The sequence below is a fragment of the Cupriavidus sp. IK-TO18 genome (genome assembly GCF_015549295.1).
GTDB lineage: Bacteria > Pseudomonadota > Gammaproteobacteria > Burkholderiales > Burkholderiaceae > Cupriavidus > Cupriavidus oxalaticus_A.
The window spans coordinates 230,208-256,316 of record NZ_JADGMP010000006.1; the positions used below are offsets into that span (position 1 = coordinate 230,208).

The window sequence follows — 26,109 nt, forward strand, 5'->3', positions numbered from 1 at the left end:
TTGTCGCGCTTATCGACGCCCTTGCGGCGCGCGGTTGCACCGCGTCATGGCGTGCCGCTGCGGCGCGTCATTGCGCGGGCACGGTGGCGGTCACCGGCTGCGTTGCCGCCACCGTCTCCGGCACCGGCCCCCAGCCGCCGCCCAGCCGGCGGATCAGCGACACCGTTGCGGCAGCGCGCAAGCCCGCCACCGCATTGGCCTCGCGCTGGGACTGCAGCACGGTGCGGTCGGCATCGATCACGGTCAGGTAGTCGACGGCGCCGGCATCGTAGCGGCTGCGCGAGATCCGCGCCGCGCGGCGCGCGCCGCCCAGCGCGCTGTCCAGCGCGCCCGCCTGCTGGCTCAGCCAGCGCACATCGGCCAGGCTGTCCTCGACTTCCCGGAAGGCCACCAGCACGGTCTGCCGGTACGCGGCCACGCTTTCCTCGTGCGCGGCACGCGCGCCGGCCAGGTTGGAACTGTTGCGGCCGCCGTCGAACACCGTCTGCGCGATGGTCGAGCCGATCAGTGGCCCCAGCATCCAGGTGCGCGACGACCATTTGAACAGGTTGGACAGGTCGGCCGATTCAAAGCCGAACAGCCCGGTCAGCGTGATGCGCGGGAAGAACGCCGCCTTGGCCACGCCGATGCGGGCGTTGGCCGCAGCCATCTGCCGCTCCGCCGCGGCGATGTCCGGGCGCCGCTCCAGCAGCTCGGACGGCAGCCCGGCCGGGATCGCGATCGGCGCGGCATCGAACGGCCGCGCCGGCAGCGAGAACGCCGCGGGCGGCACGCCGGTCAGCACCGCCAGCGCATGCTCCTGGTTGGCGCGGCGGCGCTCGATGCCGGCCAGGTCGGCGCGCGCGGTGCCAAGCTCGGCCTCGGCGCGGGCCGGGTCAAGGTCGGTGGTCTCGCCGGCGTCGTAGCGCTTCTTCAGCAGCTTCAGCGCGTCTTCACGCAGCCGGATGGTCGCATTCAGCAGGTCGCGTTCGCTGTCGAGCGTGCGCAGCGCAAAATACGCCTGCGCCACGTCGGCCTGCAGCGCGAGCTGCACCGAGCGGTACAGGTCCTCGGCCGCCTCGCCATCGGCGCGCGCGGCATTGACGCTGGACGCGACGCGGCCGAACAGGTCCAACTCATAGCTGGCGAAGGCGCGGGCCTTCAGCACGGTCTGCGGCGAGACCCGCGTGCCATCAGGCAGGCCTTGCGACGCGGCCGACGGCTGGGATCGGGTCGGATCGAGCCCCACACTGAGCTGCGGGTAGAGATCCGCCTCGGTCGCGCCGGTGAAGGCACGCGCCTGCTTCAGGCGCGCCGCGGCGATGGCGAGATCCTGGTTGGATTCGCCGGCGGCGGCCATCAGGCGGTCCAGTTCGCCGTCGCCGAAGATCTTCCACCATTCGCCGCGATGCTGGCCTTCGGCCGGTGTCGCGGTCTTCCATTGCGCGCCTTCGGCCTGCGCGGCCTCGGCTTCCTTGTAGGCCGGCACCGTGGCGGTCTCCGGCACCTTGTAGGTCGGCGCCAGCGAGCAGCCGGCCAGGATCAGCGCGGCGGCCAGCGTAGCCAGCTTCGGCAACCAGTAGTTTGTTGTCGACATTGCAGCAGCATTCATGTTGATCACCATTATTCAGCCGATGCGGTCAGGCGGGCGGCGCCCTGCTCCTGCGCCGCCGCGCGGCGCTGGCCCCGGGTGGCCAGCAAACGCAGCGCCACGTAGAACACCGGCGTCAGGAACAGCCCGAAGAAAGTCACGCCGAGCATGCCCGCGAACACCGCCACGCCCATCGCATGGCGCATCTCCGAGCCGGCACCGCTGGACACCACCAGCGGCACCACGCCCATGATGAAAGCGAACGACGTCATCAGGATCGGACGCAGGCGCAGGCGGCTCGCTTCGATCGCGGCCTGCACCACGGTACGGCCGTTATGCTCGAGCTCGCGCGCAAACTCCACGATCAGGATCGCGTTCTTCGCGGATAGCCCCACCAGCACGATGAAACCGATCTGCGTGAAGATGTTGTTGTCGCCTTGCGTCAGCCACACCCCCGTCATCGCCGCCAGCAGGCTCATCGGCACGATCAGGATCACCGCCAGCGGCAGCGTCAGGCTTTCATACTGCGCAGCCAGCACCAGGAACACCAGCAGCACGCACAGCGGGAAGATCCAGACGCCCGCATTGCCGGCCAGGATGTCCTGGTAGGTCAGCTCGGTCCATTCGAACTTCATGCCCTTCGGCAGCGTTTCCGCGGCGATGCGCTCGGCGGCGGCCTGCGCCTGCCCTGACGAGAACCCCGGCGCGGGCCCGCCGTTCATGTCGGCAGCCGTGAAGCCGTTGTAGCGCACCACGCTGTCCGGACCGAAGCCCTGCTTCACCTGCACCAGCGATGACAGCGGCACCATGTCGCCGGCGGCGTTGCGCGTCTTCAGCTGCAGGATGTCCTCGGCATGGGCGCGGAACGGCGCATCCGCCTGCACCTTGACCTGATAGGTGCGGCCGAACTTGTTGAAGTCGTTGACGTACGCCGAGCCCAGGTAGGTCTGCAGCGTGTCGAACACCTCCGTCACCGGCACGCCCAGCTGCTTGGCCTTGACGCGGTCCAGCTTGACGTCGAGCTGCGGCACGTTGACCTGGTAGTTGCTGAAGATGCCGGTCAGCTCGGGCGTGGCGCGCGCCTTGGTGGCGAAGGCATTGGTTGCCTCGAACAGCGCGTCATAGCCCAGCGCCGCACGGTCCTCGATCATCAGCTTGAAGCCGCCGATGGTGCCGAGGCCCTGCACGGGCGGCGGCGGGAACACCGCGATAAAGGCATCCTGGATCGCCCCATACTTCTGGTTGAGGTCGGCGGCAATGGCCGCGCCCGACAGCTCTGCGCTCTTTCGCTCTTCAAACGGCTTGAGCGTGGCGAACACGATGCCGGCGCTCGGGCTGTTGGTGAAGCCGTTGATCGACAGGCCCGGGAAGGCCACCGCCGATTCCACGCCCGGATGCTTCAGCGCGATCTCGCTCATCTTGCGGATCACGTCCTCGGTGCGGTCCAGCGTGGCGCCGTCGGGCAGCTTGGCGAAGCTCACCAGGTACTGCTTGTCCTGCGCCGGCACGAAGCCCTTGGGCACCAGCTGGAACACGCCCCAGGTCAGCGCCAGCATCACCGCATAGACGCCGAACACCGAACCCTTGCGGCGGATCACGCCCTTCACCCCGCGGCCATAGCTTTCCGCGCTGCGGCCGAAGAAGTTGTTGAAGCGCTTGAAGAAGCCGCCGAACACGCGGTCCATGCCGCGCGACAGCCAGTCCTTGGGCGCGTCATGGCTCTTCAGCAGCAGGGCCGACAGCGCCGGCGACAGCGTCAGCGAGTTGAACGCCGAGATGATGGTCGAGATCGAGATCGTCAGCGCGAACTGCTTGTAGAACTGGCCGGTCAGGCCGGTCATGAAGGCCAGCGGCACGAACACGGCGATCAGCGTCAGCGCGATGGCGATGATGGGGCCGCTGACTTCGCGCATGGCCTTGTAGGTGGCCTCCTTCGGCGTCAGCCCTTCCTCGATGTTGCGCTCGACGTTTTCCACCACCACGATCGCGTCGTCGACCACGATACCGATGGCCAGCACCAGCCCGAACAGCGACAGCGCGTTGATCGAGAAGCCGAACGCATGCATCAGGCCGAAGGTACCGACGATCGACACCGGCACCGCCAGCAGCGGAATGATCGATGCGCGCCACGTCTGCAGGAACAGGATCACCACCAGCACCACCAGCGCGATGGCCTCGAACAGCGTATGCGTCACCGCCTCGATCGAGTGGCGCACGAACTGCGTGGGGTCATAGACGATGCTGTAGTCGATGCCGTCCGGGAAGTTCTGCTTCAGCTCTTCCATGGTCTTGCGCACGTCATCCGAGATCTGGATGGCGTTGGAGCCCGGCGCCTGGAAGATGGGGATGGCCACTGCCGGCTTGTTGTCCAGCAGCGAGCGCAGCGCGTACTCGGACGCGCCCAGCTCGATGCGGGCAACGTCCTTCAGGTAGGTCACCGCGCCGTCGGCGGAGGTGCGCACGACGATATCGCCGAACTCTTCCACCGTGCCCAGGCGGCCCTGCGCATTGACCGACAGCTGCAGGTCGGCGCCCGGCAGCGACGGCGACTGGCCGATCACGCCGGCCGCCACCTGCACGTTCTGCTCGCGGATGGCCTTGATGACATCGCTGGTGGCGAGCTGGCGCTCGGCCATCTTCTCGGGGTTGAGCCACACGCGCATGGCGTAGTCGCCCGAGCCGAACAGCTGCACCTGGCCCACGCCCTGGATCCGCGCCAGGCGGTCCTTGACGTTGATTACCGCGTAGTTGCGCAGGTACGTCATGTCGTAGCGGTCGTTGGGCGAGACCAGGTGGACCACCATGGTCAGGTCCGGCGAGCTCTTGACCGTGGTGATGCCCAGCCGGCGCACGTCTTCCGGCAGGCGCGGCTCGGCCTGCGACACGCGGTTCTGCACCAGCTGCTGCGCCTTGTCCGGGTCGGTGCCCAGCTTGAAGGTCACGGTCAGCGTGAGCAGGCCGTCGCTGTTGGACTGCGACGACATGTACAGCATGTCCTCGACGCCGTTGATCTGCTCTTCCAGCGGCGAAGCCACGGTTTCGGCGATCACCTTGGGGTTGGCGCCCGGATACTGCGCGCGCACCACCACCGACGGCGGCACCACTTCCGGGTACTCCGAGATCGGTAACTTGAACATCGAGATGGCGCCAATCAGGAAGATCAGCACCGACAGCACCCCGGCGAAGATGGGGCGGTCGATAAAGAATTTGGAGAGGTTCATCTTGGTCTCTGCCTGCGTTGGCGTAGCGGTCCCCCTGGCGGCCCGCCGTGGCGGGCGCCATCCACATCTGCAGGGGGGCGCTAGGGGTTTTCTGCTGTCGGTAGGCGGATCAGCTCACCGGCTTGGCGTCCGCATCGCCTTTTCCGGCGGCGGCCTGCTTGCGGTCAGGCGTTGCCTGGCGCGGCTCCAGCTCGCTGCGGAATGCCATGGCCACCGCCTTGGGCTGAACCGTGTCGCCCGGCCGCACCCGCTGCAGCCCGTTGACGACGATGCTCTCGCCCGGCTTCAGCCCCTTGCGGATCACGCGCAGGCCTTCGTAGTTGGGTCCGAGCTCGACTTCGCGGTAGACCAGCTTGTTGGCCTTGTCGAGCACCAGCACGAACTTCTTGCCCTGGTCGGTGCCGACGGCGCGGTCGTTGACCAGCACCGCCGCATGCGGCGCGCCGCCGCCCATCTTGACCTTGGCGTACAGGCCCGGCAGCAGGCGGCCGTCGTCGTTGTCGAACACCGCGCGCACGCGGATGGTGCCGCTGCGGGTATCGAGCCGGTTGTCGACCGACTGGATCTTGCCCTGGTGCGGGTGGCCGTCTTCGTTGGCCAGGCCGAGGTAGACCGGCAGGTTGGCCTGCCCGCCGCCGGCGCCCGGCGCGGTGTAGCGCAGGTAGCTCTGCTCGTCGATCTCAAAGCTCGCGTAGATCGGCGACACCGACACCACCGTGGTCAGCGCCGGCGTGGCCGTGCCCGGCGCCACCAGGTTGCCCACGGTGATCTCGGCACGCGACACGCGCCCGGACACCGGCGCGATGATGCGCGTATAGGTCAGGTTCAGGCGCGCGGCTTCGAGTTGTGCCTGCGCGGCGCGCACGTTGGCGCTGGTTTCGCGCGCGGCGTGGATGCGCTCGTCGAACTCGCGGCGCGAGATGGCGTTGTCGTCCAGCAGCCGCTGCGCGCGTTCGCCCTCGCTCCTGGCGTGCCCCGCGCGGACTTGCGCGGCGGCCAGCGCGGCCTCGGCGCGTGCCACTTCGGCGGCGTAGGGGCGCGGGTCGATGGTAAAGAGCGGATCGCCCTTCTTCACCAGCGCGCCCTCGCGGAAGTGGACCGCATCGATGGTGCCGCCCACGCGCGGGCGGATCTCCACGCGGTCGACCGCCTCCAGTCGGCCGGAGAACTCGTCCCACTCCGTTATGGTCTGGCCCACCGCGGCGGCCACTTCGATCGACGGGGCCGGCGGCGGGGTGTTGGCATGGGCCTCGCCGCTGTGCCACGGGCGCAGGACCGCGCCGGCCACGCCGGCACCGAGCACCACGACGATGGCAAGGGCAATCAGGGTACGTCGCTTATGCTGCTGCATTTCTCAAACTCCTGTTCGGGTTTTCTTCAACCGGAAAAGCAAATGGCCGAACGCCGCCTGCCGGTCCGCGCAGGGCGGATCGGAACCGATTCAGATTGGATAGTCGGACTTAGGGCCGCCCATGCAAACCGGCGGACCTGGCTCTGGCCGATACAGAGCCGGCTGGCGATTGGCTGGAGCGGCTCAGCCGGCGGGCTTGGCTCCAGGCCGGCTGGCGCTCGCGCCAGCCTGGCGTTCGGTCAGGGTGAGGTATCGTCGGCCGCAGCCAGACATCGCTGCAGGAACCGCGCACCTTCGTCGACCCATGCCTGACACGCGTCATGGGTCTCTTCCACGCCGTCGCCACAGGCGCCGGGCATGATCATGGCCTGGGCCGGCACACCGGCCTTGCCCAGCCGCTGCGCGAAGGCCTCGCCTTCAGCGCGCAGCGTATCCTGTTCCGCGACCTGGACCAGCGTGGGCGGCAGCCCGGCCAGGCGCGAAGCCATCGCCGGCGCGGCATAGGGATGCACGCTGTCCGCCGGCGTCGGCAAGTAATCGCGATAGTTGCAGGCCATGCGCCGCAACGTTTCCATCAGCACCTGCCCGCTGCCAAAGCCCGCGCACGAAGCGTGCTGCAGGCAGGGGTCGGTCACCGGCCGGATCAGCCACTGGCCGCGCGGCTGCGCGGTGCCGCGGTCGCGCAGCATCTGCGCCAGCGCGATCGCAAGGTTACCGCCGGCTTCCTCACCCACCAGCGCGAAGCGGGTCTTGTCCAGCTTCAGGCGCCGGGCGTTGCGCAGCACCCATTGCACCGTGCTGTGCGCGTCTTCAGGCGCGGCCGGGAACGGGTTTTCGGGCGCCAGCGAATAGGCCGGCGTCACCACCACGGCCGGCACCGCCCTGGCCAGGTCCTGCACCAGCTTGCGCGCCCGCTCCAGGCCGCCATCGACAAAGCCGCCGGCATGCAGGTACACCAGCCAGGGCAGCCACGTGGCCGCCTCGGCGCCCGGCGCGGGATAGCCCGGCGGGTAGCACACGCACACCGCGATCTCGCGGCCGTCGCTCGTTACCGTGTGCTCGACCACGCGCGGCTCGCCCTGGCCGGTGGCGGCGGGAGCGGCGTTCTGGCGTTGGCCTGGCTTGTTTGGCATGGCGTCCGGCGCACGGGAAAAACAATGCGCTTGAGTGTTGCGATGCAACGGATTATGGTGATTGACGAGGATGGGATAAAGCGAGAGATCGCCAATGCACTGTTCCGGGATTGGAATAATCGAACCACTCCCGATGACCGAAACCCCACGCGTGACAAGGTCATCGAAAATGTGATTCACTCCAGTTCCTGGCACGCATGGCGACCCGCAACCCTGCCTTCGTTGCGGGCGCTGCTCGCCCTGACAAACCCACGCCGGCCCGCGCCCCCGCGCATCCGGCGCCAGCCAGCCGGCAGCACTCCCCCAATCACAACCACAAGCCACGCCGTGCGCGTCACGAGCGCGCGCGGCACGCCGTTCGGATCTCTCGTCGGAACCTCATCATGGACCGTCTCGTATCAATGCAGGCATTCACACGGGTCGTGGACGTCGGCAGCTTTGCGCGCGCCGCCGAATCGCTGGACCTGCCCAAGGCCACGCTGACCCGCCTGATCCAGAACCTGGAGACGCACCTCGGCGTCAAGCTGCTGCACCGGACCACGCGCCGCATCAGCGTGACCAACGACGGCGCGGCCTACTACGAACGCTGCGTGCGCATCCTGGCGGACGTGGAAGAAGCCGAGCAGTCGCTGACTCGGCAGAACAATTCGCCGCGCGGCACCTTGTCGGTCGACACCACCGCGCCGCTGGCCAATCTGGTTCTCGTGCCTGCACTGAATGACTTCCTGCAGGCCTACCCCGACCTGAAGCTCGAACTGACCATCAACGGCAAGCCCATCGACCTGCTGCAGGAAGGCGTCGACGTGGTGTTGCGCGTGGGGATCCCGCTGGACGAATCGATGGTGGCCCGACGCATCGGCCATGTAAAGCTGGCGTTCTACGCCTCGCCGATCTACCTGAACCGCGCCGGCACGCCGGGCGACCTGGCCGAGCTGGCGCAGCACAAGGCGGTGAACTACCTGTCCAACCGCACCGGACGCGAGATGCCGTGGCCGATGGCGCGCGGCACGGAGCGCGGCGAGGTACTGCTGCCCTCGGCGATCTCTACCAACGATCCCGAGGTCTACGTGGGCTGCACGCTGGAAGGCCATGGCATCGCCCGCATCTCGCGCGCCATGGCCGAGCCTTACGTGGCCAGCGGCCGGCTGGTCGAGATCCTGGCCGACTGGCAGACCGACGAGTTGCCGATCTCGGCGATGTATCCGCAGAACCGGCACCTGTCGGCCAAGGTGCGGGTGTTTGTCAACTGGGCGGCGGACCTGTTCTCGCGCCACCCGCATTTTGGTGCGGTACAGCAGCGCCTCGCGGTGGCGGCCTGAGCGCGCCCTGGCGCAAGTTGCAAGCGCCGGAGCCTCCGAAACGTGCCTGGCAGGACAAAACCGGAAGCCGCGAGCGCGTTGCCCGTCCTATACTGTTTCATCCGAAATCACGACGAGAAGAGGATTCCGATGAAACAAGTGCTTATCCCCCTGGCCGCCTGCGTTGCCGCCACCGTGGTGCTGGCCGGCTGCGCCGGTTCCGGCAAGAGCGCCTCGGCCTCATCCAGCGCCACCGGCGCCAGCGCCAGCGCTGCCGCCGCATCGTCGTCGACCACGAGCGGTGCCCGCGCCGCGGCCGCGCTGCAGCCCAAGAGCGGCACCAATACCGCCGGCACCGTGACTTTCCAGCAGCAGCCGGGCGGCGTGCTGATGACCGCCTCGATCACCGGACTGCCGCCGAATACCGTCCATGGCTTCCACGTCCATGAAAAGGGCGACTGTTCCGCGCCCGACGCGATGAGCGCCGGCGGCCATTTCAATCCGGGTGGCAAGCCGCACGGCCAGATGACCATGCCTGATCACCACGCCGGCGACATGAACAACATCACTGCCGACTCGAGCGGCAATGCCAGGGTCAGCATGCTGCTGCCGGACCTGTCGGTGGGTACCGGAGCCAACAGCGTGATCGGGCGCGCAGTGGTGGTGCACAAGGATCCGGACGACTACAAGACGCAGCCGACCGGCAATGCGGGCGGACGCATTGCCTGTGGGGTAGTGGCGGCTTCGTAAGTCGCAGGTGTTTCGCACCTGAGTATCTCCGCTCGCGGGAGAGGGTCAGGGCATGGCAACATGGCGGACATTGCCGACACGCGCGGCCCCGCCCGCGGGACGCGCCGACCATCGCCATGCCATTGCCCACAGACGCTGCGTTCGTGCCCCACCACCGCCTGCACGCCAGTTCGCTCGTGCTGTGCTGCGCCGCCCTGCTGGGCGGCTGCGCGCTGCCGCCGCTGGACAATCGCACCGAATCCACCGCCATCACGCCCGCCGAGGCCGCGGCCACGCCGCTGGGCCGCGCGATCGCGGCCGCGCTGGCCGGCCACCCCGGGCTCAGCGGCATCCACCCGCTGAACAACGCCCAGGCCGCCTTCGCCGCGCGCATCCACCTGGCACGCACGGCGCAGCGCACGCTCGACGTGCAGTATTACATCTGGCGCAACGACCTGACCGGCACGTTGCTGCTGGAGGCGCTGCACGAGGCCGCCGACCGCGGCGTGCGCGTGCGCCTGCTGCTCGATGACAACGGGCTGTCGGGCATGGACGAGCTGCTCGCGGCCATGGACGCGCACCCGCAGGCCGAAGTGCGGATCTTCAACCCGTTCGTGCTGCGCCAGCCCAAGGCGCTCAATTTCCTGACCGATTTCCGGCGCCTGAACCGGCGCATGCACAACAAGTCGTTCACCGCCGACGGCGTCGCCACGATCATCGGCGGGCGCAATGTCGGCGACGAATACTTCGGGGCCACGGACGGCGTGCTGTTCGCCGACCTCGACGTGATTGCGATCGGCCCCGCCGCCGCCGACGTGGCGCACGACTTCGACCGCTACTGGGCGAGCGCTTCGGCATACCCGGTGGACCGGCTGGTGCCGCCGGTCAGCATGGAGCGCCTGGACGAACTGGCCGGCAACGCCCGCGCGGTGGAGCAGAACCCGGCCGCTGCGGCCTACGTGGCGGCGTTGCGCGAGGTGCCCGACGTGCGGCACATGCTCGACGGCACGCTGGAGTTCGAGTGGGCCAGGGCGCGCATCGTCAGCGACGATCCCGCCAAGGCCCTTGGCGAGGCGGGACGCGACACGCTGGTCGCGCACCAGCTGCGCGAGATCCTGGGGGAGCCCCAGCGCGAGCTGGACCTGGTCTCGCCCTACTTCGTCCCCTCCACCGCGGGCACCGCGTATTTCTCGCAGCTGGCCGAAAAGGGCGTTGCCGTGCGCGTGCTGACCAACGCGCTGGAGGCCACCGATGTCGCCGCCGTCCATTCGGGCTATGCCAAGCGCCGCAAGGCGCTGCTGGAGGCAGGCGTGGACCTGTATGAGCTGCGGCGGTCGGCGACACCGGACAAGAAAGAGAACCGCGCCGGCCCGTTCGGCAGTTCCGGCTCGAGCCTCCATGCCAAGACCTTTGGCGTCGATGCCAGCCGCGTGTTCGTCGGCTCGTTCAATTTCGACCCGCGCTCGGCCCACCTCAATACCGAGCTGGGCTTCGTCATCGACAGCCCGGCTCTGGCCGGCCGCATCGAATCGACCTTCGCCACGGTGGTGCCGGAAGCGGCCTACCAGGTCAAGCTCGACGAGCAGGGCAAGCTGTACTGGCTGGAGCGGCGCGGCAACGAGGTGGTGCGCTACGACACCGAACCCAACACCAGCTGGTGGCGGCGGCTCGGCATCTGGTTCCTGTCGATCCTGCCGATCGAGTCGATGCTGTAGCCGGGCCGTTCAGATCTGGTCGATCAGGCTGCGCACGACGTCGGCCAGGCGGCCGGCGCGCTGGCGGCCATTGGCGTCCAGGTCCATGGCACTGCCGCTGGCAAGGGCCTTGAGGCCGAACAGGGCATCGCCGACGTCGCGCCAGCCCGGGTAATCGGCATGGATCTTCTCCAGCGCGGCGGCGCCTGTCGCGACTTGCGCGGCAGCCGGCACATTGCCGGCCGCCAGGTCTTCCAATGCCGAGGCGGCATCGACCAGGCCTTTGCGGTTCATGCTGCGGTCTCCCCACTATGTCTTGTCATGGCCGCCACTTGCGGGCGGCGTTGACACTGTAGCAGGATGCCGGGGCCTGTGGCCGCCGGCGGCGCATGGCTCATACCTGACGCGCCACCTCGGCGCCCGCGGGTGCCATCCTACGCACACCGGCCCGGGCCTCGGTGGCGCGCCCCGCTCAGTTGCGCCCGCTTAGTTGCCCCCGCTCAGTTGCGTCCAATATCCTCCAGGATCCGCGTCATCAGGTACAGCCGCGGCACGATCGAATCCAGCTCGATGTACTCGTCGCGCGCGTGGTAGCCGTATCCCGCCAGGCCGAAGCTCTCCACCACCGCCGGCTTGCCCGAGCGCGCGGCGTAGCTGGCGTCGGTGGCGCCGCCGGTGCTTTCGGCCAGTGCCAGGGTGCGGCCGTCCAGCTCCGCGTAGATCTCCTGCGCGCGCCTGGCCAGCGCGCGGCCGCGGGCGTCGGCGATGAACGGCGGGCGGCCTTCTTCCATCGTCACCGTGGTCTGCGTGTCGGGCACCAGCTGGCCCGATCTGACCTTGTCCTGCAGCGCGACTTTCAGCCTCTCGGCGGCGCCGCTGGCCGTGGTGCGCACGTCGCCATAGGCCACCGCGCTTTCGGGGATCTGGTTGCGCACCGTGCCGGCCTGCGCCTGGGTCCAGTTCAGCTGCGAGCCGGGCACCTGCGCGCCGACGTCGCGGGTCTGCTGCAGCTGGTAGGCCAGCTCGACCAGCGCATTGCGGCCGCGCTCGGGCGCGGCGCCGGCATGCGCGGCGCGGCCCTTGACCTGCATGGTGGCGGTGGCGGTGCCGGACGCGCCCAGCAGCAGCGACTCGGCCTTGACCACGTCCTTGGCGGCAGTGGGCTCGCACGACAGCACCACGTCATGCTGCGCGGCCAGCGTGGCAATGGTTTCGCCGGAGCCGACCGAACCCACTTCCTCGTCGGGGTTGAACAGCACGGTGATCTGCGCGTAGTCGCGCCAGCCCTTGTTCTTCAGGATCTCCAGCGAATGCAGGATGACCGCAATGCCGCCCTTGTCGTCGGCAATGCCGGGGCCGTAGAGCCGGTTGCCCTCCTCGCGGATCGGCTGCGTCGCCAGCGTGTTTTCCGGATAGACCGTGTCCATGTGGGCGATCAGCATGATGCGGCGCTTGCCGTTGCCGATAAACGTGCCCTTGACCATGGTGCCCGGGCCCTTGGCGACCGGCACGCGCTCCACCCTGGCGCCCAGCGCCTGCAGCCGCTTCTCGGTGTAGCTGGCCATCTGGGCCAGGCCCTGCGCGTTGGCGCTGCCGGATTCGATCGACACCATCTCCTTGAGCGACTGCACCACCGCCGGCTGGGCGGTGCGGGCAGCGGCCAGCAGCGCAGCATCAGGCTGGGCGGCAGCGGCCAGGTGGCCTGCGCCGGCAAGTGCCAGGGCGGCGGCAACGGCAACGTGTCGAACGGAAAACGGCATGGAATCTCCTCGGGTTGGTCTTGTTGGGATCTTGGAAGCTTGTTGGGGCCATGCCGTGTCGCAACGCCGGCATGCACGGCACAACGTGCAAGATGCTAGCCCTTGCCAGCGGGCATGGGGAGGATCAATATCGCCAATCACAATGCCGATCCCGCCACGCCTGGCCCGCGATCGACCCTGCACCAATTGCCCCTGACATGCGCGCCCCCACTGATCCACTGGTCCCCGACACCCCCGCCGCGTCCGCAACACCCTTGCATGTCCGCCTGCTATGGCTGCCCCATGCGATGCCCGGCACCCTCTTCACCACGCTCGACGTGCTGCGCACCGTCGCCGGCGTGGCCAGCCTGCAGCGCCCCGATGCCGCGCCGACATTGAGCTGGCAGTTGTGCGGCGCCAACGGCCGCATGCTGTCGGCCGACCTGCCGGGCCTGGAAGCCTCCACGCGCCGCATCCGCGCCGCGGGCAGCCGCTCGCTGCTGGTGATCCCGGCCCTGCTGGCCAGCAATGCGCACCAGCTCGGCGACATCGTCCGCGGCGATACCGCCGCGCTGCGCATGGTCGAGCGCCATGTGGCAGCCGGCGGCTGGCTTGCCGCGTGTTCGTCGGGGATGCTGTTGCCGCTGCAGCTCGGCCTGCTGGACGGCGCCCGCAGCGGCGCGCCGTGGATGTACCAGAGCTGGATGACGCACCAGTTCCCGCGCGCGGACCTGGGCGGGGACCAGGCCATGAGCGTGCACGGGCAGGTGTTCTCATGCGTGGCGCCCGCGCTGCAGGTGGAATTCATGCTGCGCGTGCTGGGCCACCTGCACGACCCCGACCTGGCGCAGGCCGCCGCGCAGCTGATGCTGTACCAGCCCGAACGCCAGCGCAGCGTGCCGGCGCTGGTGTCGCAGCGCTGGCTCAGCCGCACGGCGGACAGCCCGGTCTACCGGGCTGTCCAATGGCTGCAGGAACATGTGGCCGAGCCCTACCAGCTGGCTGCGGTGGCGCAGGCCGCGGCGGTCAGCGAGCGGACCCTGCTGCGGCATTTCCGGCAGGTCACCGGCATGACGCCGCTGGACTACCTGCACACGCTGCGCGTGGAGCGCGCGCGCATGCTGCTGGAGGTGACGCTGCACGGCACGCAGGCGATCGCCGAAGCCTGCGGCTACAGCGACGCGGCCGCGTTCAGGCGGTTGTTCCAGCGCATCGCGGCGATGTCGATGTCGGACTATCGCGCGCGCTTCGCGCTGCGCGCGCGGCGGCGCTACTGGCGCATGGAGGATGCGGCGGCCCGGCGCGGCATGCCGGGCTAGGCGGCGGCAAGGGGCAAGGTCAGGCGCGCAGCGAGATGTGGTTGACCACGTCCTCCACGCCCTGCACGTACCACGCGTCGCGCTCGACCTGCCGGCGCGTATTCTCGCTGGCGACGCAGCCTTCCAGCGTGACCACGCGATTTTCGGTACGCACGCTGACCTGGGCCGCGTCGACAAAGGGATCGGTCTCCAGCACCAGCATCAGCGCCTCGGTGATCTCATCGTCGCGGTCGGCTTCGGCGGGTGCCACCACCAGCTCATTGACCACGCAGCGGCAGCCGCGCGACCACCAGGCCAGCACGCCGGCCAGGCGCATGTGCGACAGGCTGATCACCTGGCCCCACAGCGTCACCACGCCGTCATGCGCCTCGACCTCGATCCAGCCGCTGCGTTCGCCCACGGGCTCCCGCACGGTCTCGTGCTGGCCCTTGACGCGCGCGCAGATCCTGCAGCTACGGAATTCGATGGCATTGAGCAGGCGCTCGCATACCGCATCGCGCAGTTCGCCGTCGCCGACGGTGACGCTGCCGTTCATCACGCGCAGGTGGTCGATCACGCTGGTCACGCCGTCCACGCGCCGCAGCGCGGTGGCCGCGCGGGTCTTGTCGACGATATCGGCTACCTCGCCCTCCAGGATCAGCGCGCCGTCCGACAGCCGCAACTGGATGGTGGGATGGAGAACATGCCCCTGATAAGGCACATGCGCCAAGGCTGCGCGCGCCTGCGTCAGCACCGCTTCGCTAGTCTGCATTTTGATCGCCTCGCCCGAATGGTCTGGAGATGAGAAGACGTGCGCCCGGCCTGCGGGCGCGCCTGGCGCGGCGCCGCGGCCTCCATCACCGCCGGGGACCTGGCAACCGCTTCCTCATTATAGGAAGCGGTCCAGGGGCGTCCGGGCTCAGGCCGCGGCCGCCTCGCGGGCGCGCGCCACCTCCTGGTTGCGCAGGATGAAACGCTGGACCTTGCCGCTTGGGGTCTTGGGCAGCTCGGCGACGAACTCGATCTCGCGCGGATAGGAATGGGCGGCCAGGCGCTTGCGCACATGCTGGCGCAGCGCCTCGGCCAGCTCGGGCGTGGCCGCGTGCTGCCGGTCGAGCACGACGAAGGCCTTGATCAGCTCGGTGCGCTCGGGGTCCGGCTTGCCGATCACCGCGGCCTCGACCACGGCCGGATGCTCGATCAGCGCGCTTTCCACGTCGAACGGGCCGACGCGGTAGCCCGAGGTGGTAATGACATCGTCGGCGCGGCCGATAAAGCTGATGCTGCCATCGTCGTTGAGTTCGGCCGAGTCGCCGGTCAGGTAATAGTGGCCGGCGAACGCACTGGTGGGCGTGCCATGGTAGCCGCCGAACCAGCACATCGGCGAGCGCTCCAGGTCCAGCGCCAGCGTGCCGGGCTGCCCGGCGGGCAGTTCGCGCTGCTCGTCGTCGACCACGACCACCCGGTGGCCCGGGCTGGCAAAGCCCGCGGCGCCCATGCGCACCGGGTGCGACAGCGCATGATGGTTGCACAGCACCATGCCGAGTTCGGTCTGGCCATAGTGGTCGTGGATGGGCGCGTCCAGCTCGCTGGCGAACCAGCGGATCACTTCGGGGTTCAGCGGCTCGCCGGCGCTGCTGACCGCGCGCAGCTGCCCGCGCAGTTGTTCCGACACGGCCTGCCCGGCGGCGATCAGCAGCCGGTAGGCGGTGGGCGATCCCGCCAGGTTGGTGATGCCGTACTTGCGGATCACGCGGCAGGTGCTTTCCACGGTGAACGGGCCATCGTAGAAGGTGGTGGCGTGCCCCAGCGACAGCGGCCCCGTCACCGCATAGTAGAGGCCGTAGGCCCAGCCCGGGTCGGCCAGGTTCCAGAAGGCGTCTTCGTCGCGCAGGTCGACCGCGTCGCGCATGTACCCGGCAAACGCGGCAATGGCGTTCAGCGGCACCAGCAGCGGCTTGGCCGGCCCGGTGGTGCCCGAGGTGAACATCATCAGGAAGGGATCGTCGCCGCCGCGCATGACCGGCTCGAAGCTGGCAGGCTGGCGCGCCAGCTCGGCCCAGAAGCTGAAATCGCCGGAAGCTGCGTCCCCGGGCGCCTCGCTGGTGCCGGCCACGGTGACGACCGGCGGCGCGCCCTCCACTTCATCGAGCTTGGGACGGTTGACGGTATCCGTGACCACCACTTTCGCGCCCGAGCTATTGAGCCGGTGCTCGATGGCCTTGGGACCGAACGCCGTGAACAGCGGCTGGTACACCGCACCGGCGCGCCAGGTACCCAGGATGGTCACGAGCAGCTCGGCCCTGCGCGGCAGCAGCCCCGCCACGCGATCTCCCGGCTGCACGCCCTGTGCCCTCAAAAAGCCGGCAAACTGCGCCGACAGCGCCTGCAGTTCGGCAAACGTCCAGCTGCGCGCGCTGCCGTCGCGGCCTTCCCAGTACAGCGCGATGCGGCCAGCCTCGGCATGGCGGTCGCAGCATTCCACGCAGGCGTTGATCGCATCGAGGCTGCCGTGCAGTTGCCGGGCCACCGCCTCGTCATAGGAAAAGCCGTCGTAGGCCTGGGCGTAGTCGCGCATGGTGTCTCCAGTTTGTCCGGCTCCTGCCTCGGACGCTGCCCGGGACATGGTGCCTGTTATCGTCTGTGATGGTCTGTGATCATCGGTGCCGCGTGGCGCGGCTGCCGCAGCAGTGTGCGGCACTGCCGGGCCGGCGGGCAATAACCGATTCCGCCAGCGCGCCTGACGGTTTTTGCCATGCCCCGGACGCAACGCGCGGTGCGCTTGACGCCATGCGGCCCGGCGCCGACGATACGTGCATCACGGCAAGGAGGCCAGCGCATGTGCACCAACTACGCCCCGGTCCAGCGCCAGATCCTGCGCGACATCTTTGGCGTGGAGCCGCCGCCGGGCGTCTTCAAGGCCGAGACCTATCCCGATTACCTGGCGCCGATCGTGCGCGCCACGGACGACGGCGTGCGGCATGCCGGGCTGGCGTCGTTCGGCATGGTGCCGCGGCAGCGCATCCCGCCCGGCACGCGCCGCTACGACACCACAAACGCGCGCAGCGAAACCGTCGGCGAGCGCCCTGCCTTCGCCCGCTACTGGCGCCAGGGGCAGCTGTGCCTGGTGCCGGCTACGGCGTTCTACGAGTACGCCTACCCCGAGGTCGCGATGCCGGGTGGCCCGCCCGGCAAGCCGGTGCGCTGGCGCGTCTGGCTGCCCGGCGAGCCCGCCTTCGGCATCGCCGGCCTGTGGCGCGGCTGGCCCGATGCGAGCCTGTCCTTCACTATGCTGACGGTGAACTCCGGGCAGCATCCGGTGATGGAGCGCTTCCACAAGCCAGGCGATGAGAAACGTTCAGTGGTCGTCATCCCGCGCGAGCAATGGGACGAGTGGCTTGCCTGTCGCGACCCCGAAGTCGCCCGCACCTTCCTGAAGCTGCTTCCCGCCGCGGCCATGGAGGCAGAACCGGCGCCCAAGATCACCGGCGCGCCGATCCCGGACGCCGACTGACCCGCCTGCAGACGGTGCCAGGCCGATGTAAGTCCGGTTCAAATCCGGTTCAAATCCGGTTCAAGGCCGGTTCAAATCCGGTTCAAGGCCGGCACCAAACGCCGCGAGCCCTCCCTCAAGAGGGTGTCGGACGTTGCGAATGCTGCGCATACTGCCGCGCACACCGGCCACAAGAGCCGACATCCCCGGGTCAGTCCATCATGCAAAACGTCATCGCGTTGTGCGCGTATTTTTTCGGGTTCCTTGTCGCATTACTGTTTGCCGCGCGCTGGATCCTGCGTAACCATCCGGCGCTACGCGAGCGCCCGCCCACCCGGCCGCCTTGCGCTGCCAAGGACGATCCGCCAGGGCCCGGCTGACCAATCTAATCCTGCAGGGCGCCGTGCACCTGGTGATCCTGGCGGCCTACCTGTTCTTGTCGATCGTGCCGTAGCCGGCGCCGGGCCCTTGGCCTGGCGTCTGCGGCGTCTACACTGGAACCTCCCACCGCGAATCCGCGCATGCCTTGCCGCGCACGCACCGGAGAACGCCAATGCTGGAAGTCGCCGTCACCGCCGCCGACCATGCCGTCGGCCCCGATACCGCCAGGGTCACCGTCGTCGAATACGGCGACTTCGAATGCTCCTACTGCCGCATCGCCTACGGCGCCATGAAGATCCTGCTGGAGCACTATGGCCCGCAGGTGCGCTTTGTCTACCGGCACTACCCGATGGCCAACTGGCACCCTTCCGCCGAGCCGGCGGCCGAGTGCGCCGAGGCCGCGGCGGCACAGGATCGCTTCTGGCAGATGTACCGCATGCTCTACGAGCACCCGCAGGGGCTGAAGCCCGACGCCCTGCGCCATTACGCCGGCATGGCCGGCCTGGATCTCGATCGCTACGACAACGACATGTCCACGCACCGGCACCTGCCGCACATCCGCGCCGACCAGCACGGCGGCACGCGCTGCCGGGTGCGGGGCACGCCCGCGTTCTTCGTCAACGGCACGGTGCAGGATGTGACCTTCGGCATGGAGCGGCTGCAGCGGGCCATCGATACCGCGCTGGCAGCCTAGCCGGCCGCGTCAGAAGCGGTACGTCACGCTGCCGACCACGGTACGGCGCGCGCCGAAGTAGCAATCGCCGCGTGCCAGGCAGGTGGTCAGGAACTGCTTGTCGAACAGGTTGTTGGCATTCAGCGCGACGCGCAGCGGGCCGTGGTCGTAGGCGATCATGGCGTCGTACAGCGTAACGCCGCCGACGCGGTTCTGGTCGGTGCCGTCATAGCTCGGGCCGACATAGCGCACGCCGCCGCCGGCCACGAAGCCCGGCAGCCCGAACAGCTTGAAGCGGTAATTGGCCCACAGCGACGCCATGTTCGACGGCGTGCTGGCCAGGCGCTTGCCGACCTCGGCGGCGCTGCCTTCGATCACGCGCGCATCCAGGTAGGTATAGGTCGCGATCAGGTCAAGGCGATTGGTCAGCGAGGCCAGTGCCTCGACCTCGATGCCGCGGGTGCGGGCCTCGCCCACCTGCACCTGGTCAGGAATGCCGTTGACCACCCCGGCCGCCTTCCGGTTTTTCTCGCGCATGTCGAACGCCGCCACGGTCAGCGAAGCATTCTTGCCCGGCGGCTGGTACTTGATCCCCGCCTCCCACTGCGAACCGCGCAGCGGCTTGAAGGCCTGGTTGGAGCGGTTGAAACCGGGCAGGCCCTGGAACGACTCGGTGTAGCTGACGTACGGGTTCAGGCCGATGTCCGAGCGGTACATCAGGCCGGCGCGCTTGGTCAGTTCGTTGTCTTCGCGGCTGGCCGCAGGCGTGTTGTCCTGCGCCGCGCGCGACCAGTCATAGCGCAGGCCCAGCATCAGCAGCCACTTGTTCCACGACAGCTGGTCCTGCACATACACGCCGGTCTGGATCTGCTTGCTGGGGTTCAGGTCGCGCGTGCCAGGCAGCGTGAAATTGCCGTAGACCGGGTTGAATACATCCAGCGGCGCAGCGGTGCCGCCTACGCCCGAACGGCCGGTGATCTCGGCATGCTGGTAGTCCATGCCGGCCAGCAGCGTATGGTCGACCGGGCCCGTGCGGAAGTTGCCTTGTGCCTGCGTGTCGACCACGAAGGCATTCAGCGTCGGCTGGTTCAGGTAGACCGTGCGGCGCATCAGCGTGCTGCTGCCGGGCACCCAGCCGTGCGTCGCGCCGGTGAAGCCGGCGGCGTAGATGCTGCGGTAATCCACGGTGCTGTGCGAGTAGCGCAGGTTCTGGCGGACCGTCAGCGCATCGTTGACCTTGTGCTGGAACTCGTAGCCGACCGAGGTCTGCTCGGCGTTGTAGCGGTCGTAGCCCGGCTCGCTGATGAACAGGTGATCGGGAATCTGCCCGCCCGGGTTCGGATAGAGCGTGCCGCGCCACGGGAAGAAACCGACCGAGGTCCCGCTTTCGTCGCGCTGGAAATTGGTCAGCAGCGTGAACGAGGTATCGGCATTGGGACGGTACGTCAGCGACGGCGCGATCAGGTAGCGGTTGTCGGGCACGTAGTCCACCTGCGTGTCGCTGTCGCGCGCCAGCGCCACCAGCCGGTACATCCACTTGCCCTCGGCATCGAGCGGGCCGGTCAGGTCAGCCTGCACCTGTTTGCGGTTGTAGTTGCCGAACTGCACGCCGACCTCGCGCGCGGCCTCGGCCTGCGGACGCTTGCTGACGAGGTTCAGGATGCCGCCCACCGCGCCCTGCCCGAACAGCATCGACGACGGGCCGCGCAGCACGTCGATGCGCTCCAGCCCGTAAACGTCGGCGCGCACGTTGTTGTAGAAGCCGACTTGGTTGAGCAGCCCGTCGCGGTACTGCGTGAAGTCCGTGCCGCGGAACTTGCCCCAGTCCCCGCGCGCGTCATTGCCGTACGGCCCGGCATAGACGCCGGCGGTATAGCCGATAGCCTGCTGCACCGACTGCGCACCCTGCGCTTCCATCCGGTCGCGCGTGATCACCGTGATCGACTGCGGCGTCTCCATCACCGGCGTATCGGTCTTGGTCGCGGTGGCGCTGCGCCTGGCAACGAAGCCGTGCACAGAGCCGGTTGCGGTTTCATCCGCGGCAGACGCACGCACGGTCACGGCTGGCAATTCGGCGGCCGCGCCGGAGGCAGCCTGCGGTGTGGCCGCCGACTGGGCAAACACGCCGCCGGCATGCAGGCTCAGGGCCAGGGTGGTCAGCGAAAGGCCGCGGGGAGGCGCCAGCCGGGTAGGGGCAAGGGTTGGCCTGGCCCGGGAGATCGGATTGAAGGACATCACTCAGGAACGGAAATGTAGCGTGGCGTGCACACAGACGCCGGTGGCTTGCCATTGGAAATTCTTAATTGCGAATACGAACAATTCGCAATTAAATTTCGATTGTAGCCTGAATGTGTCAGAGGCGATACATTTTTTCCAGGGATGCCTCAGGAAAAAGCGAAGGCATTTGTGGCACGCCGGCGCTACCCGGCCAGACCGAAAGGCAAGCGGCATCGCATGCCGCCGCGGCGCCAGCCTGTTTTCAGTCGCCCTGCAACCTGCCCAGCAACCGCCGCCCGGCCTCGATCACAGCCGGGTCGCGGTGCATCTGGTAGCGCACGATCATGCCTTCGATGCACAGCATGGCTTCCTGCGCCACCTGTGCTGGCTCGCTCAGCCCGAGTCGCGTGGCGATATCGGCAACGAATGACGCCAGTTCTTGCTTGTGTGCGGCAGCCTGCTCGGCCGCGCGGGCATCGCCGCCGGCCTCGGCGACCACGTTGATGAAGGCGCAGCCGCGGAAGTCCGCGGCGAACCAGTCGGCCAGCGCGTCGGCAATCACGTCCAGATGCGGGCGCGCGGCCAGGCGGGCCTCGACGTTGCCGCGGAACCAGGCCATCCACTCGTCATGGCGCCGCTCAAGGAACGCCGAGATCAGGTCGTTCTTGGAAGCGAAATGCCGGTACAGCGACATCTTGGCCACGCCCGATTCCGCAATGATCCGGTCGATGCCGGTGGCGCGATAACCCTCCTGGTAGAACAGGCGGGCGGCGGTGTCGAGGATGCGGTCGCGGGCGGAGGGGTTGGCCATGGTGGCACGGCGAAAGGTCTGTGAGGGGAATCGGCAAACAGGCCGGCGGCGAGGAAACGCCAGCCGGCCTCGCTACGTCAATACTATGACAGACAGACCTGTCTAGCAATCGTGCGCGCCGGTCACGCCGCAAGCCTGGCCGCCGCGTCGCGCAGCGCCGTGCGCAAGCCTTCTTCCACCACCGGGTGGTAGAACGGCATGCCCAGCATCTGCTCGATGGTCAGGCCCTGCTGGTACGACCACGCCAGCAAGTGCGCAATGTTTTCCGCACGCGGGCCGATCCATTCCGCGCCCAGGAAACGACCGCTCGCCTTGTCCGCGTAGACATGCATCAGCCCGCGGTTCTTCAGCATTACCCGGCTGCGGCCCTGGTCTTCAAAGCTGACTTCGCCGGTGACGAAGCTGCCCTCGGCCAGGTCGGCATAGCGCTGGCCGACCATCGCAATCTGCGGGTCGGAGAACACCACTGCCAGCGGCGCCCGGCGCGACAGCCGCCTTACCTGCGGATAGCTGGCGGCGTTCTCGCCGGCGGCCTTGCCCTCGTCCGCAGCTTCGTGCAGCAGCGGCAGGATGTTGTTGGCGTCGCCGGCGATAAACACCGGCGCATTGCCGCACTGGAGCGTTTCGGGATCGAACACCGGCACGCCGCGCTGGTCCAGCGCCAGACCGGTGTTTTCCAGGCCCAGGCCGCGCACGTTCGGCTCGCGGCCGGTGGCCGCCAGCGCGTAGTCGAAGCGCTCGGTCGCGCTGCGGCCTTCGCGGTCGGCATAGGTCACCACCACCTGGTCGCCATCGCGGCCCATTTCGCTGACCCTGGCCTCCGGGTCGAGGTAGAACTCATCGTTGAAGGCCTTGGCGGCATAGGCGCGAATCGCCGGATCGGTCAGCGGCCCGAGCGAACCGCTGACGCCAAGCACGCGCACCCGCACGCCGAGGCGCGACAGCGCCTGCCCAAGCTCCAGCCCGATCACGCCCGGCCCGAACACCACCACGCTGCCCGGCAGTTCTTCCCATGCGAACACATCGTCATTGACGATGAGGCGGTCGCCAAAGGCCTTGAACGGTGCCGGCAGCGCAGGCCTGGAGCCGGTGGCAATGACCACGCGGCTGGCGCGCACGGTCGTGTGGCCGTCCACTTCCAGCGTGGTGTTGTCGATAAAGCGGGCGTAGCCGCGGATCCGGTCGGCTTCCGGGATATTCTCCACGCCGCGCACGACAAAGCCGACAAAGCGGTCGCGTTCGCCGCGCACGCGCGCCATGACCTCGCGGCCGTCGATGCGGACCTGGCCATCCACGTGCACGCCGAACGGCGCGGTGTGGCGCAGTTCGTGCGCGGCCTCGGCGGCGGCGATGAGCAGCTTCGAAGGCATGCAGCCAACGCGGGCGCAGGTGGTGCCATACGGGCCGCCTTCGATGATCACGGCGCGCTTGCCGGCGGCAATCGCGGCGCGGTAGGCGGCAAGGCCGGCGGTGCCCGCGCCGATCACGGCGACGTCGGTCTGGATGGTAGTCATGGCGTACGGTTCCTTGGTTGTCATGGCGTGATTCAGGGGTCAATCAACGGGCTGGATGGCACCGCCCCGCCCTTTGCCGGCGAACGCGGGCAAGACGGTGCCATCGGGTCCGGCGACTGCCGGTCCGCGCAAGCGGAAAGGAAGGGATCTGAGCGGCTTAGTTGGCCACTTGGTTGGCCACTTAGTTAGCCACTTAGCTGGCCAGGTACCGCTGCAGCGCCTCGGCGCCGCCGACCAGCTTGCCGTTGATGAAGACCTGCGGCGCGGTCATCTCGCCGGACACGGCGCCCAGCACCTTGCCGCGCACCTTGTTGTCCAGCGGCACGTCGATGTAGTCGAAGCCGTTGTCGTCCAGCAGCTGCTTGGCCTTGGCGCAGAACGAGCAGCCCACCTTCGAGAACACCACCACCTGGTCAGGCTTGCGCGCACCCGGCGCGATGTGGTTCAGCATGGTGTCGGCGTCGGAAACCTTGAACGGGTCGCCCGGCTCTTCCGGCTCGATGAACATCTTTTCGACCACGCCGTCGCGCACCAGCATCGAATAGCGCCAGCTGCGCTTGCCGAAACCCAGGTCGGCCTTGTCCACCAGCATGCCCATGCCCTCGGTGAATTCGCCGTTGCCGTCGGGAATCATGGTGATGTTGCCGGACTCCTGGTCCTTGGCCCATTCGTTCATCACGAAGGTGTCGTTGACCGATACGCACAGGATGTCGTCGACGCCGTGCTTGGCGAACACCGGCGCCAGCTCGTTGTAGCGCGGCAGGTGGGTGGACGAACACGTGGGCGTGAAGGCGCCCGGCAGCGAGAACACGACCACGGTCTTGCCGCTGAACAGCTCGCCGGTGGTGATGGTCTTCCACTCGTTGTCGTCACGGACGCGGAAAGAAACATTGGGAACGCGTTGGCCTTCACGGGATTGCAGCATCGGAATCACTCCTTGGTCTGGGTTCATTCGGTTGTTCGGCTGCGTGTTGCAGCGAAGGCCTCATTCTGTCGACATGGATGTGATTTGTACAATTCATCATTTCAAATGAACCGATTGTCTTTGGCTATTGATACAGCATTGGAATCGGTTATTGCGGCCCGGGGCACACCGCGCGCGCGCATTCGACGCCATATTTCTTCAGCAAACCCCGGCGAGTGCCCTATCATGCGGCATCCAACCTGACACCCTGCTTCGCAATGACCTCAACTTGCCGCCCGCACCACCGGCCGACGCCACGCCGGTGGGCTGCCCTGCTTGCGCTATCGCTGCTGATCGCGCACCCGGGGCAGGCGCAAACCCTGAAGAAGCCGGCGCTGGACGCGCTGGTGAGCAGCACCCGCGCCGCCACGCCGCCCGACCTGCAGGCCTTCATGGCATCCGCCGCCAAGGCCGAGCCGGCGGTCGCCCCGGCCGTCGCCGCCTGGCAGGCCAGGGCGCCGCTGGCTGGCGACAACCTGGTCAATATCGGCCGCCTGCTGGGCGTCTACAACCGCGTCCATAACGAGACGGCGGTGATCGACACCTTCGGCAAGATGGTGGCGCTGCGCACCGTGCGCGATGAAAAGATCGCCCAGCACGACAACCCCGCCATCGTGGAGTTCGGCAAGCTGGTGGAAGGCATGGCGCGCGACTTCGGGCTGGCCTACCGCAACGTGGACAACCGCGTGTTCGAAGTCACGCTGCCTGGCGGCGGCAAGGACACCTTCGGCATCCTGACGCACGCCGACGTGGTTCCCGCCGTGGCCGAGGAATGGGTGCTGGACGACGGCACCCGCCTCGATCCGTTCCGGCTCACGCGCGTGGGCGACAAGCTCTACGGGCGCGGCACCATCGACGACAAGGGCTCGATCGCAGCCGTGCTGTATGCGATGAAGACCGTCAAGGAAAGCGGCGTGCCGCTGGAACGCACCATCCGCCTGATGATCGAGACCACCGAGGAGACCGGCGGCGACGGCATGAAGTACTACCGCCAGCACACCACGCTGCCGGAGTACAACATCGTGCTCGACAGCAAGTACCCCGCCGTGGTCGCGGAGAAAGGCGCCGGCACCCTGACGGTCTCGTTCGGCATCAAGTCGGCCGACGGCAAGGCCGAGCGCGGCAAGGCAGACAGCAAGGGCCCCGCCATCGTGGCCATGCGCGGCGCCGCCTCGGCCAATGCCATTCCCGAGACCGCCACCGCGCGCATTGCCGGCGGCGATGCCGCCGCGGTGGCCGCAGCGCTCGAACAGGCGAAGGCGGACTTCGTGCGCCGCAACGCGCCGCGCGGCAAGTTCTCGATCGATGTGAAGCGCGAGGGCGATGAAGTCGAAGTCAAGGTCACCGGCGCCTCCGCGCACGGCTCGCGTCCGGAAGAAGGCGTCAACCCGCTGCCGCGGCTGGCGCTGTTCCTGCAGGCCAGCGGCGTGCGCTTTGCCGACAACCACTACCTGAACGCGGTGCGCTACCTGAACGACCTGTACGGGCTTGACTACCTCGGCAACAAGATGGAGCTGGCATATCGCGACGCCTTCATGGGGCCACTGACGATGTCGCCCACGCTGGTGCGCGAGCGCGGCGAGTATGTCGACGTGGTCACCAACGTGCGCATGCCGCGCGGACGCACGCCTGATGAACTGGGCGCCCGCATCACCAAGCGCATCTTCGGCTGGGCCGCGACGCACGGGCCGGTGGAGATCAAGTACGACCAGGGCAACTGGATGGCGCGCGACCCCAAGGGCGCCTGGCTGTCGACGCTGCTCAATATCTTCGGCGACACGACCGGACTGGAAGCGAAGCCGGTCGCGACCGCGGGCAGCACCACCGCCAAGCTGATGCCCAATGCGATCAACTTCGGGCCGGCGATGCCGGGCAAGAAGTACACCGCGCACAATGCGCGCGAGTACAAGGAAGTGGCCGACCTGAACCTCGACATGCAGATGTTCACGGAAATGCTGGTGCGGATCGGCAACCTGGACAAGATGCAGTAGCGCTGGGCTGACCCGCAAGCCGCTTGTTTGCT

Annotated in this window: 19 protein-coding genes and 1 tRNA gene; 8 read left to right on the forward strand and 12 right to left on the reverse strand. The window is 68.1% G+C overall.

From position 1 onward, the window contains the following. Positions 1–67: 67 nt before the first annotated feature. The 4 genes from IPF36_RS04970 to IPF36_RS04985 form a co-directional block, all read right to left on the reverse strand. The gene (locus IPF36_RS04970) at positions 68–1,591 is read right to left on the reverse strand and encodes an efflux transporter outer membrane subunit (RefSeq protein ID WP_243736803.1); all 1,524 of its coding nucleotides are present in this window, start codon (positions 1,589–1,591) and stop codon (positions 68–70) included. A gap of 11 nt (positions 1,592–1,602) precedes the next feature. Continuing rightward, positions 1,603–4,791, reverse strand: coding sequence for an efflux RND transporter permease subunit (locus IPF36_RS04975; RefSeq protein ID WP_135703880.1), 3,189 nt, complete (start codon positions 4,789–4,791; stop codon positions 1,603–1,605). A gap of 109 nt (positions 4,792–4,900) precedes the next feature. Beyond that, the gene (locus tag IPF36_RS04980) at positions 4,901–6,142 is read right to left on the reverse strand and encodes an efflux RND transporter periplasmic adaptor subunit (protein WP_195427448.1); all 1,242 of its coding nucleotides are present in this window, start codon (positions 6,140–6,142) and stop codon (positions 4,901–4,903) included. A 239-nt stretch (positions 6,143–6,381) separates the two neighbouring features. Beyond that, positions 6,382–7,275 (reverse strand): alpha/beta hydrolase, encoded by an 894-nt coding sequence (locus IPF36_RS04985; RefSeq protein ID WP_135703878.1) that lies wholly within the window; start codon positions 7,273–7,275, stop codon positions 6,382–6,384. Positions 7,276–7,658: 383 nt separating this feature from the next. Here IPF36_RS04985 and IPF36_RS04990 point away from each other — a divergent pair, with 383 nt between their 5' ends. From IPF36_RS04990 to IPF36_RS05000, 3 genes are all read left to right on the forward strand, one after another. Next, the gene (locus IPF36_RS04990; protein ID WP_133093301.1) at positions 7,659–8,594 is read left to right on the forward strand and encodes a LysR family transcriptional regulator; all 936 of its coding nucleotides are present in this window, start codon (positions 7,659–7,661) and stop codon (positions 8,592–8,594) included. 129 nt (positions 8,595–8,723) lie between these two features. Further along, on the forward strand, positions 8,724–9,323 hold the full coding sequence (locus IPF36_RS04995; protein WP_133093302.1) for a superoxide dismutase family protein: 600 nt from the start codon (positions 8,724–8,726) through the stop codon (positions 9,321–9,323). 116 nt (positions 9,324–9,439) lie between these two features. Beyond that, positions 9,440–11,017: a phospholipase D family protein gene (locus tag IPF36_RS05000; protein ID WP_135703877.1), complete on the forward strand. Its 1,578-nt coding sequence runs from the start codon at positions 9,440–9,442 to the stop codon at positions 11,015–11,017. A gap of 9 nt (positions 11,018–11,026) precedes the next feature. Here the strand turns inward: IPF36_RS05000 and IPF36_RS05005 are convergent, their stop codons facing one another. Then, entirely contained in the window at positions 11,027–11,290 is a 264-nt protein-coding gene (locus tag IPF36_RS05005; RefSeq protein ID WP_195427449.1) for a hypothetical protein, read from the reverse strand. A 206-nt stretch (positions 11,291–11,496) separates the two neighbouring features. Beyond that, positions 11,497–12,756, reverse strand: a complete 1,260-nt coding sequence (locus IPF36_RS05010) for a M20/M25/M40 family metallo-hydrolase (protein WP_195427450.1) — start codon at positions 12,754–12,756, stop codon at positions 11,497–11,499. 197 nt (positions 12,757–12,953) lie between these two features. Between IPF36_RS05010 and IPF36_RS05015 the strand changes: the two genes are divergently transcribed. Beyond that, a complete protein-coding gene (locus IPF36_RS05015) occupies positions 12,954–14,054 on the forward strand; it encodes a helix-turn-helix domain-containing protein (RefSeq protein ID WP_243736804.1) in 1,101 nt (366 codons plus the stop codon). Between the two features lie 19 nt (positions 14,055–14,073). Here the strand turns inward: IPF36_RS05015 and IPF36_RS05020 are convergent, their stop codons facing one another. After that, the gene (locus IPF36_RS05020) at positions 14,074–14,805 is read right to left on the reverse strand and encodes a BON domain-containing protein (protein WP_133093307.1); all 732 of its coding nucleotides are present in this window, start codon (positions 14,803–14,805) and stop codon (positions 14,074–14,076) included. Positions 14,806–14,952: 147 nt separating this feature from the next. Then, complete coding sequence (locus tag IPF36_RS05025) at positions 14,953–16,611, reverse strand: AMP-binding protein (RefSeq protein WP_195427451.1); 1,659 nt, start codon at positions 16,609–16,611, stop codon at positions 14,953–14,955. Between the two features lie 261 nt (positions 16,612–16,872). On the opposite strand from IPF36_RS05025, the gene IPF36_RS05030 reads away from it, so the two are divergent. From IPF36_RS05030 to IPF36_RS05040, 3 genes are all read left to right on the forward strand, one after another. After that, complete coding sequence (locus IPF36_RS05030) at positions 16,873–17,547, forward strand: SOS response-associated peptidase (RefSeq protein ID WP_195427452.1); 675 nt, start codon at positions 16,873–16,875, stop codon at positions 17,545–17,547. 21 nt (positions 17,548–17,568) lie between these two features. Then, a tRNA-Leu gene (locus IPF36_RS05035) sits at positions 17,569–17,644 on the forward strand. 435 nt (positions 17,645–18,079) lie between these two features. Next, positions 18,080–18,601, forward strand: coding sequence for a thioredoxin domain-containing protein (locus IPF36_RS05040; RefSeq protein WP_135703872.1), 522 nt, complete (start codon positions 18,080–18,082; stop codon positions 18,599–18,601). Positions 18,602–18,610: 9 nt separating this feature from the next. On the opposite strand, the gene IPF36_RS05045 is transcribed toward IPF36_RS05040, so the two are convergent. From IPF36_RS05045 to IPF36_RS05060, 4 genes are all read right to left on the reverse strand, one after another. Then, positions 18,611–20,815: a TonB-dependent siderophore receptor gene (locus tag IPF36_RS05045; RefSeq protein ID WP_135703871.1), complete on the reverse strand. Its 2,205-nt coding sequence runs from the start codon at positions 20,813–20,815 to the stop codon at positions 18,611–18,613. A gap of 244 nt (positions 20,816–21,059) precedes the next feature. Next, positions 21,060–21,608: a TetR/AcrR family transcriptional regulator gene (locus tag IPF36_RS05050; protein WP_135703870.1), complete on the reverse strand. Its 549-nt coding sequence runs from the start codon at positions 21,606–21,608 to the stop codon at positions 21,060–21,062. Between the two features lie 122 nt (positions 21,609–21,730). Beyond that, the gene (locus IPF36_RS05055) at positions 21,731–23,122 is read right to left on the reverse strand and encodes a dihydrolipoyl dehydrogenase (protein ID WP_195427453.1); all 1,392 of its coding nucleotides are present in this window, start codon (positions 23,120–23,122) and stop codon (positions 21,731–21,733) included. Positions 23,123–23,315: 193 nt separating this feature from the next. Further along, positions 23,316–24,047 (reverse strand): glutathione peroxidase, encoded by a 732-nt coding sequence (locus IPF36_RS05060; RefSeq protein WP_135703868.1) that lies wholly within the window; start codon positions 24,045–24,047, stop codon positions 23,316–23,318. A 257-nt stretch (positions 24,048–24,304) separates the two neighbouring features. On the opposite strand from IPF36_RS05060, the gene IPF36_RS05065 reads away from it, so the two are divergent. Continuing rightward, positions 24,305–26,077 (forward strand): dipeptidase, encoded by a 1,773-nt coding sequence (locus tag IPF36_RS05065; RefSeq protein WP_195427454.1) that lies wholly within the window; start codon positions 24,305–24,307, stop codon positions 26,075–26,077. The last annotated feature ends 32 nt before the right edge of the window (positions 26,078–26,109 follow it).

Bases quoted from the DNA above. Each gene is read 5' to 3' on its own strand.
- IPF36_RS04970 (WP_243736803.1), bottom strand. From the start codon at position 1,591: ATGAATGCTGCTGCAATGTCGACAACAAACTACTGGTTGCCGAAGCTG.
- IPF36_RS04975 (WP_135703880.1), bottom strand. From the start codon at position 4,791: ATGAACCTCTCCAAATTCTTTATCGACCGCCCCATCTTCGCCGGGGTG.
- IPF36_RS04980 (WP_195427448.1), bottom strand. From the start codon at position 6,142: ATGCAGCAGCATAAGCGACGTACCCTGATTGCCCTTGCCATCGTCGTG.
- IPF36_RS04985 (WP_135703878.1), bottom strand. From the start codon at position 7,275: ATGCCAAACAAGCCAGGCCAACGCCAGAACGCCGCTCCCGCCGCCACC.
- IPF36_RS04990 (WP_133093301.1), top strand. From the start codon at position 7,659: ATGGACCGTCTCGTATCAATGCAGGCATTCACACGGGTCGTGGACGTC.
- IPF36_RS04995 (WP_133093302.1), top strand. From the start codon at position 8,724: ATGAAACAAGTGCTTATCCCCCTGGCCGCCTGCGTTGCCGCCACCGTG.
- IPF36_RS05000 (WP_135703877.1), top strand. From the start codon at position 9,440: ATGCCATTGCCCACAGACGCTGCGTTCGTGCCCCACCACCGCCTGCAC.
- IPF36_RS05005 (WP_195427449.1), bottom strand. From the start codon at position 11,290: ATGAACCGCAAAGGCCTGGTCGATGCCGCCTCGGCATTGGAAGACCTG.
- IPF36_RS05010 (WP_195427450.1), bottom strand. From the start codon at position 12,756: ATGCCGTTTTCCGTTCGACACGTTGCCGTTGCCGCCGCCCTGGCACTT.
- IPF36_RS05015 (WP_243736804.1), top strand. From the start codon at position 12,954: ATGCGCGCCCCCACTGATCCACTGGTCCCCGACACCCCCGCCGCGTCC.
- IPF36_RS05020 (WP_133093307.1), bottom strand. From the start codon at position 14,805: ATGCAGACTAGCGAAGCGGTGCTGACGCAGGCGCGCGCAGCCTTGGCG.
- IPF36_RS05025 (WP_195427451.1), bottom strand. From the start codon at position 16,611: ATGCGCGACTACGCCCAGGCCTACGACGGCTTTTCCTATGACGAGGCG.
- IPF36_RS05030 (WP_195427452.1), top strand. From the start codon at position 16,873: ATGTGCACCAACTACGCCCCGGTCCAGCGCCAGATCCTGCGCGACATC.
- IPF36_RS05040 (WP_135703872.1), top strand. From the start codon at position 18,080: ATGCTGGAAGTCGCCGTCACCGCCGCCGACCATGCCGTCGGCCCCGAT.
- IPF36_RS05045 (WP_135703871.1), bottom strand. From the start codon at position 20,815: ATGTCCTTCAATCCGATCTCCCGGGCCAGGCCAACCCTTGCCCCTACC.
- IPF36_RS05050 (WP_135703870.1), bottom strand. From the start codon at position 21,608: ATGGCCAACCCCTCCGCCCGCGACCGCATCCTCGACACCGCCGCCCGC.
- IPF36_RS05055 (WP_195427453.1), bottom strand. From the start codon at position 23,122: ATGACTACCATCCAGACCGACGTCGCCGTGATCGGCGCGGGCACCGCC.
- IPF36_RS05060 (WP_135703868.1), bottom strand. From the start codon at position 24,047: ATGCTGCAATCCCGTGAAGGCCAACGCGTTCCCAATGTTTCTTTCCGC.
- IPF36_RS05065 (WP_195427454.1), top strand. From the start codon at position 24,305: ATGACCTCAACTTGCCGCCCGCACCACCGGCCGACGCCACGCCGGTGG.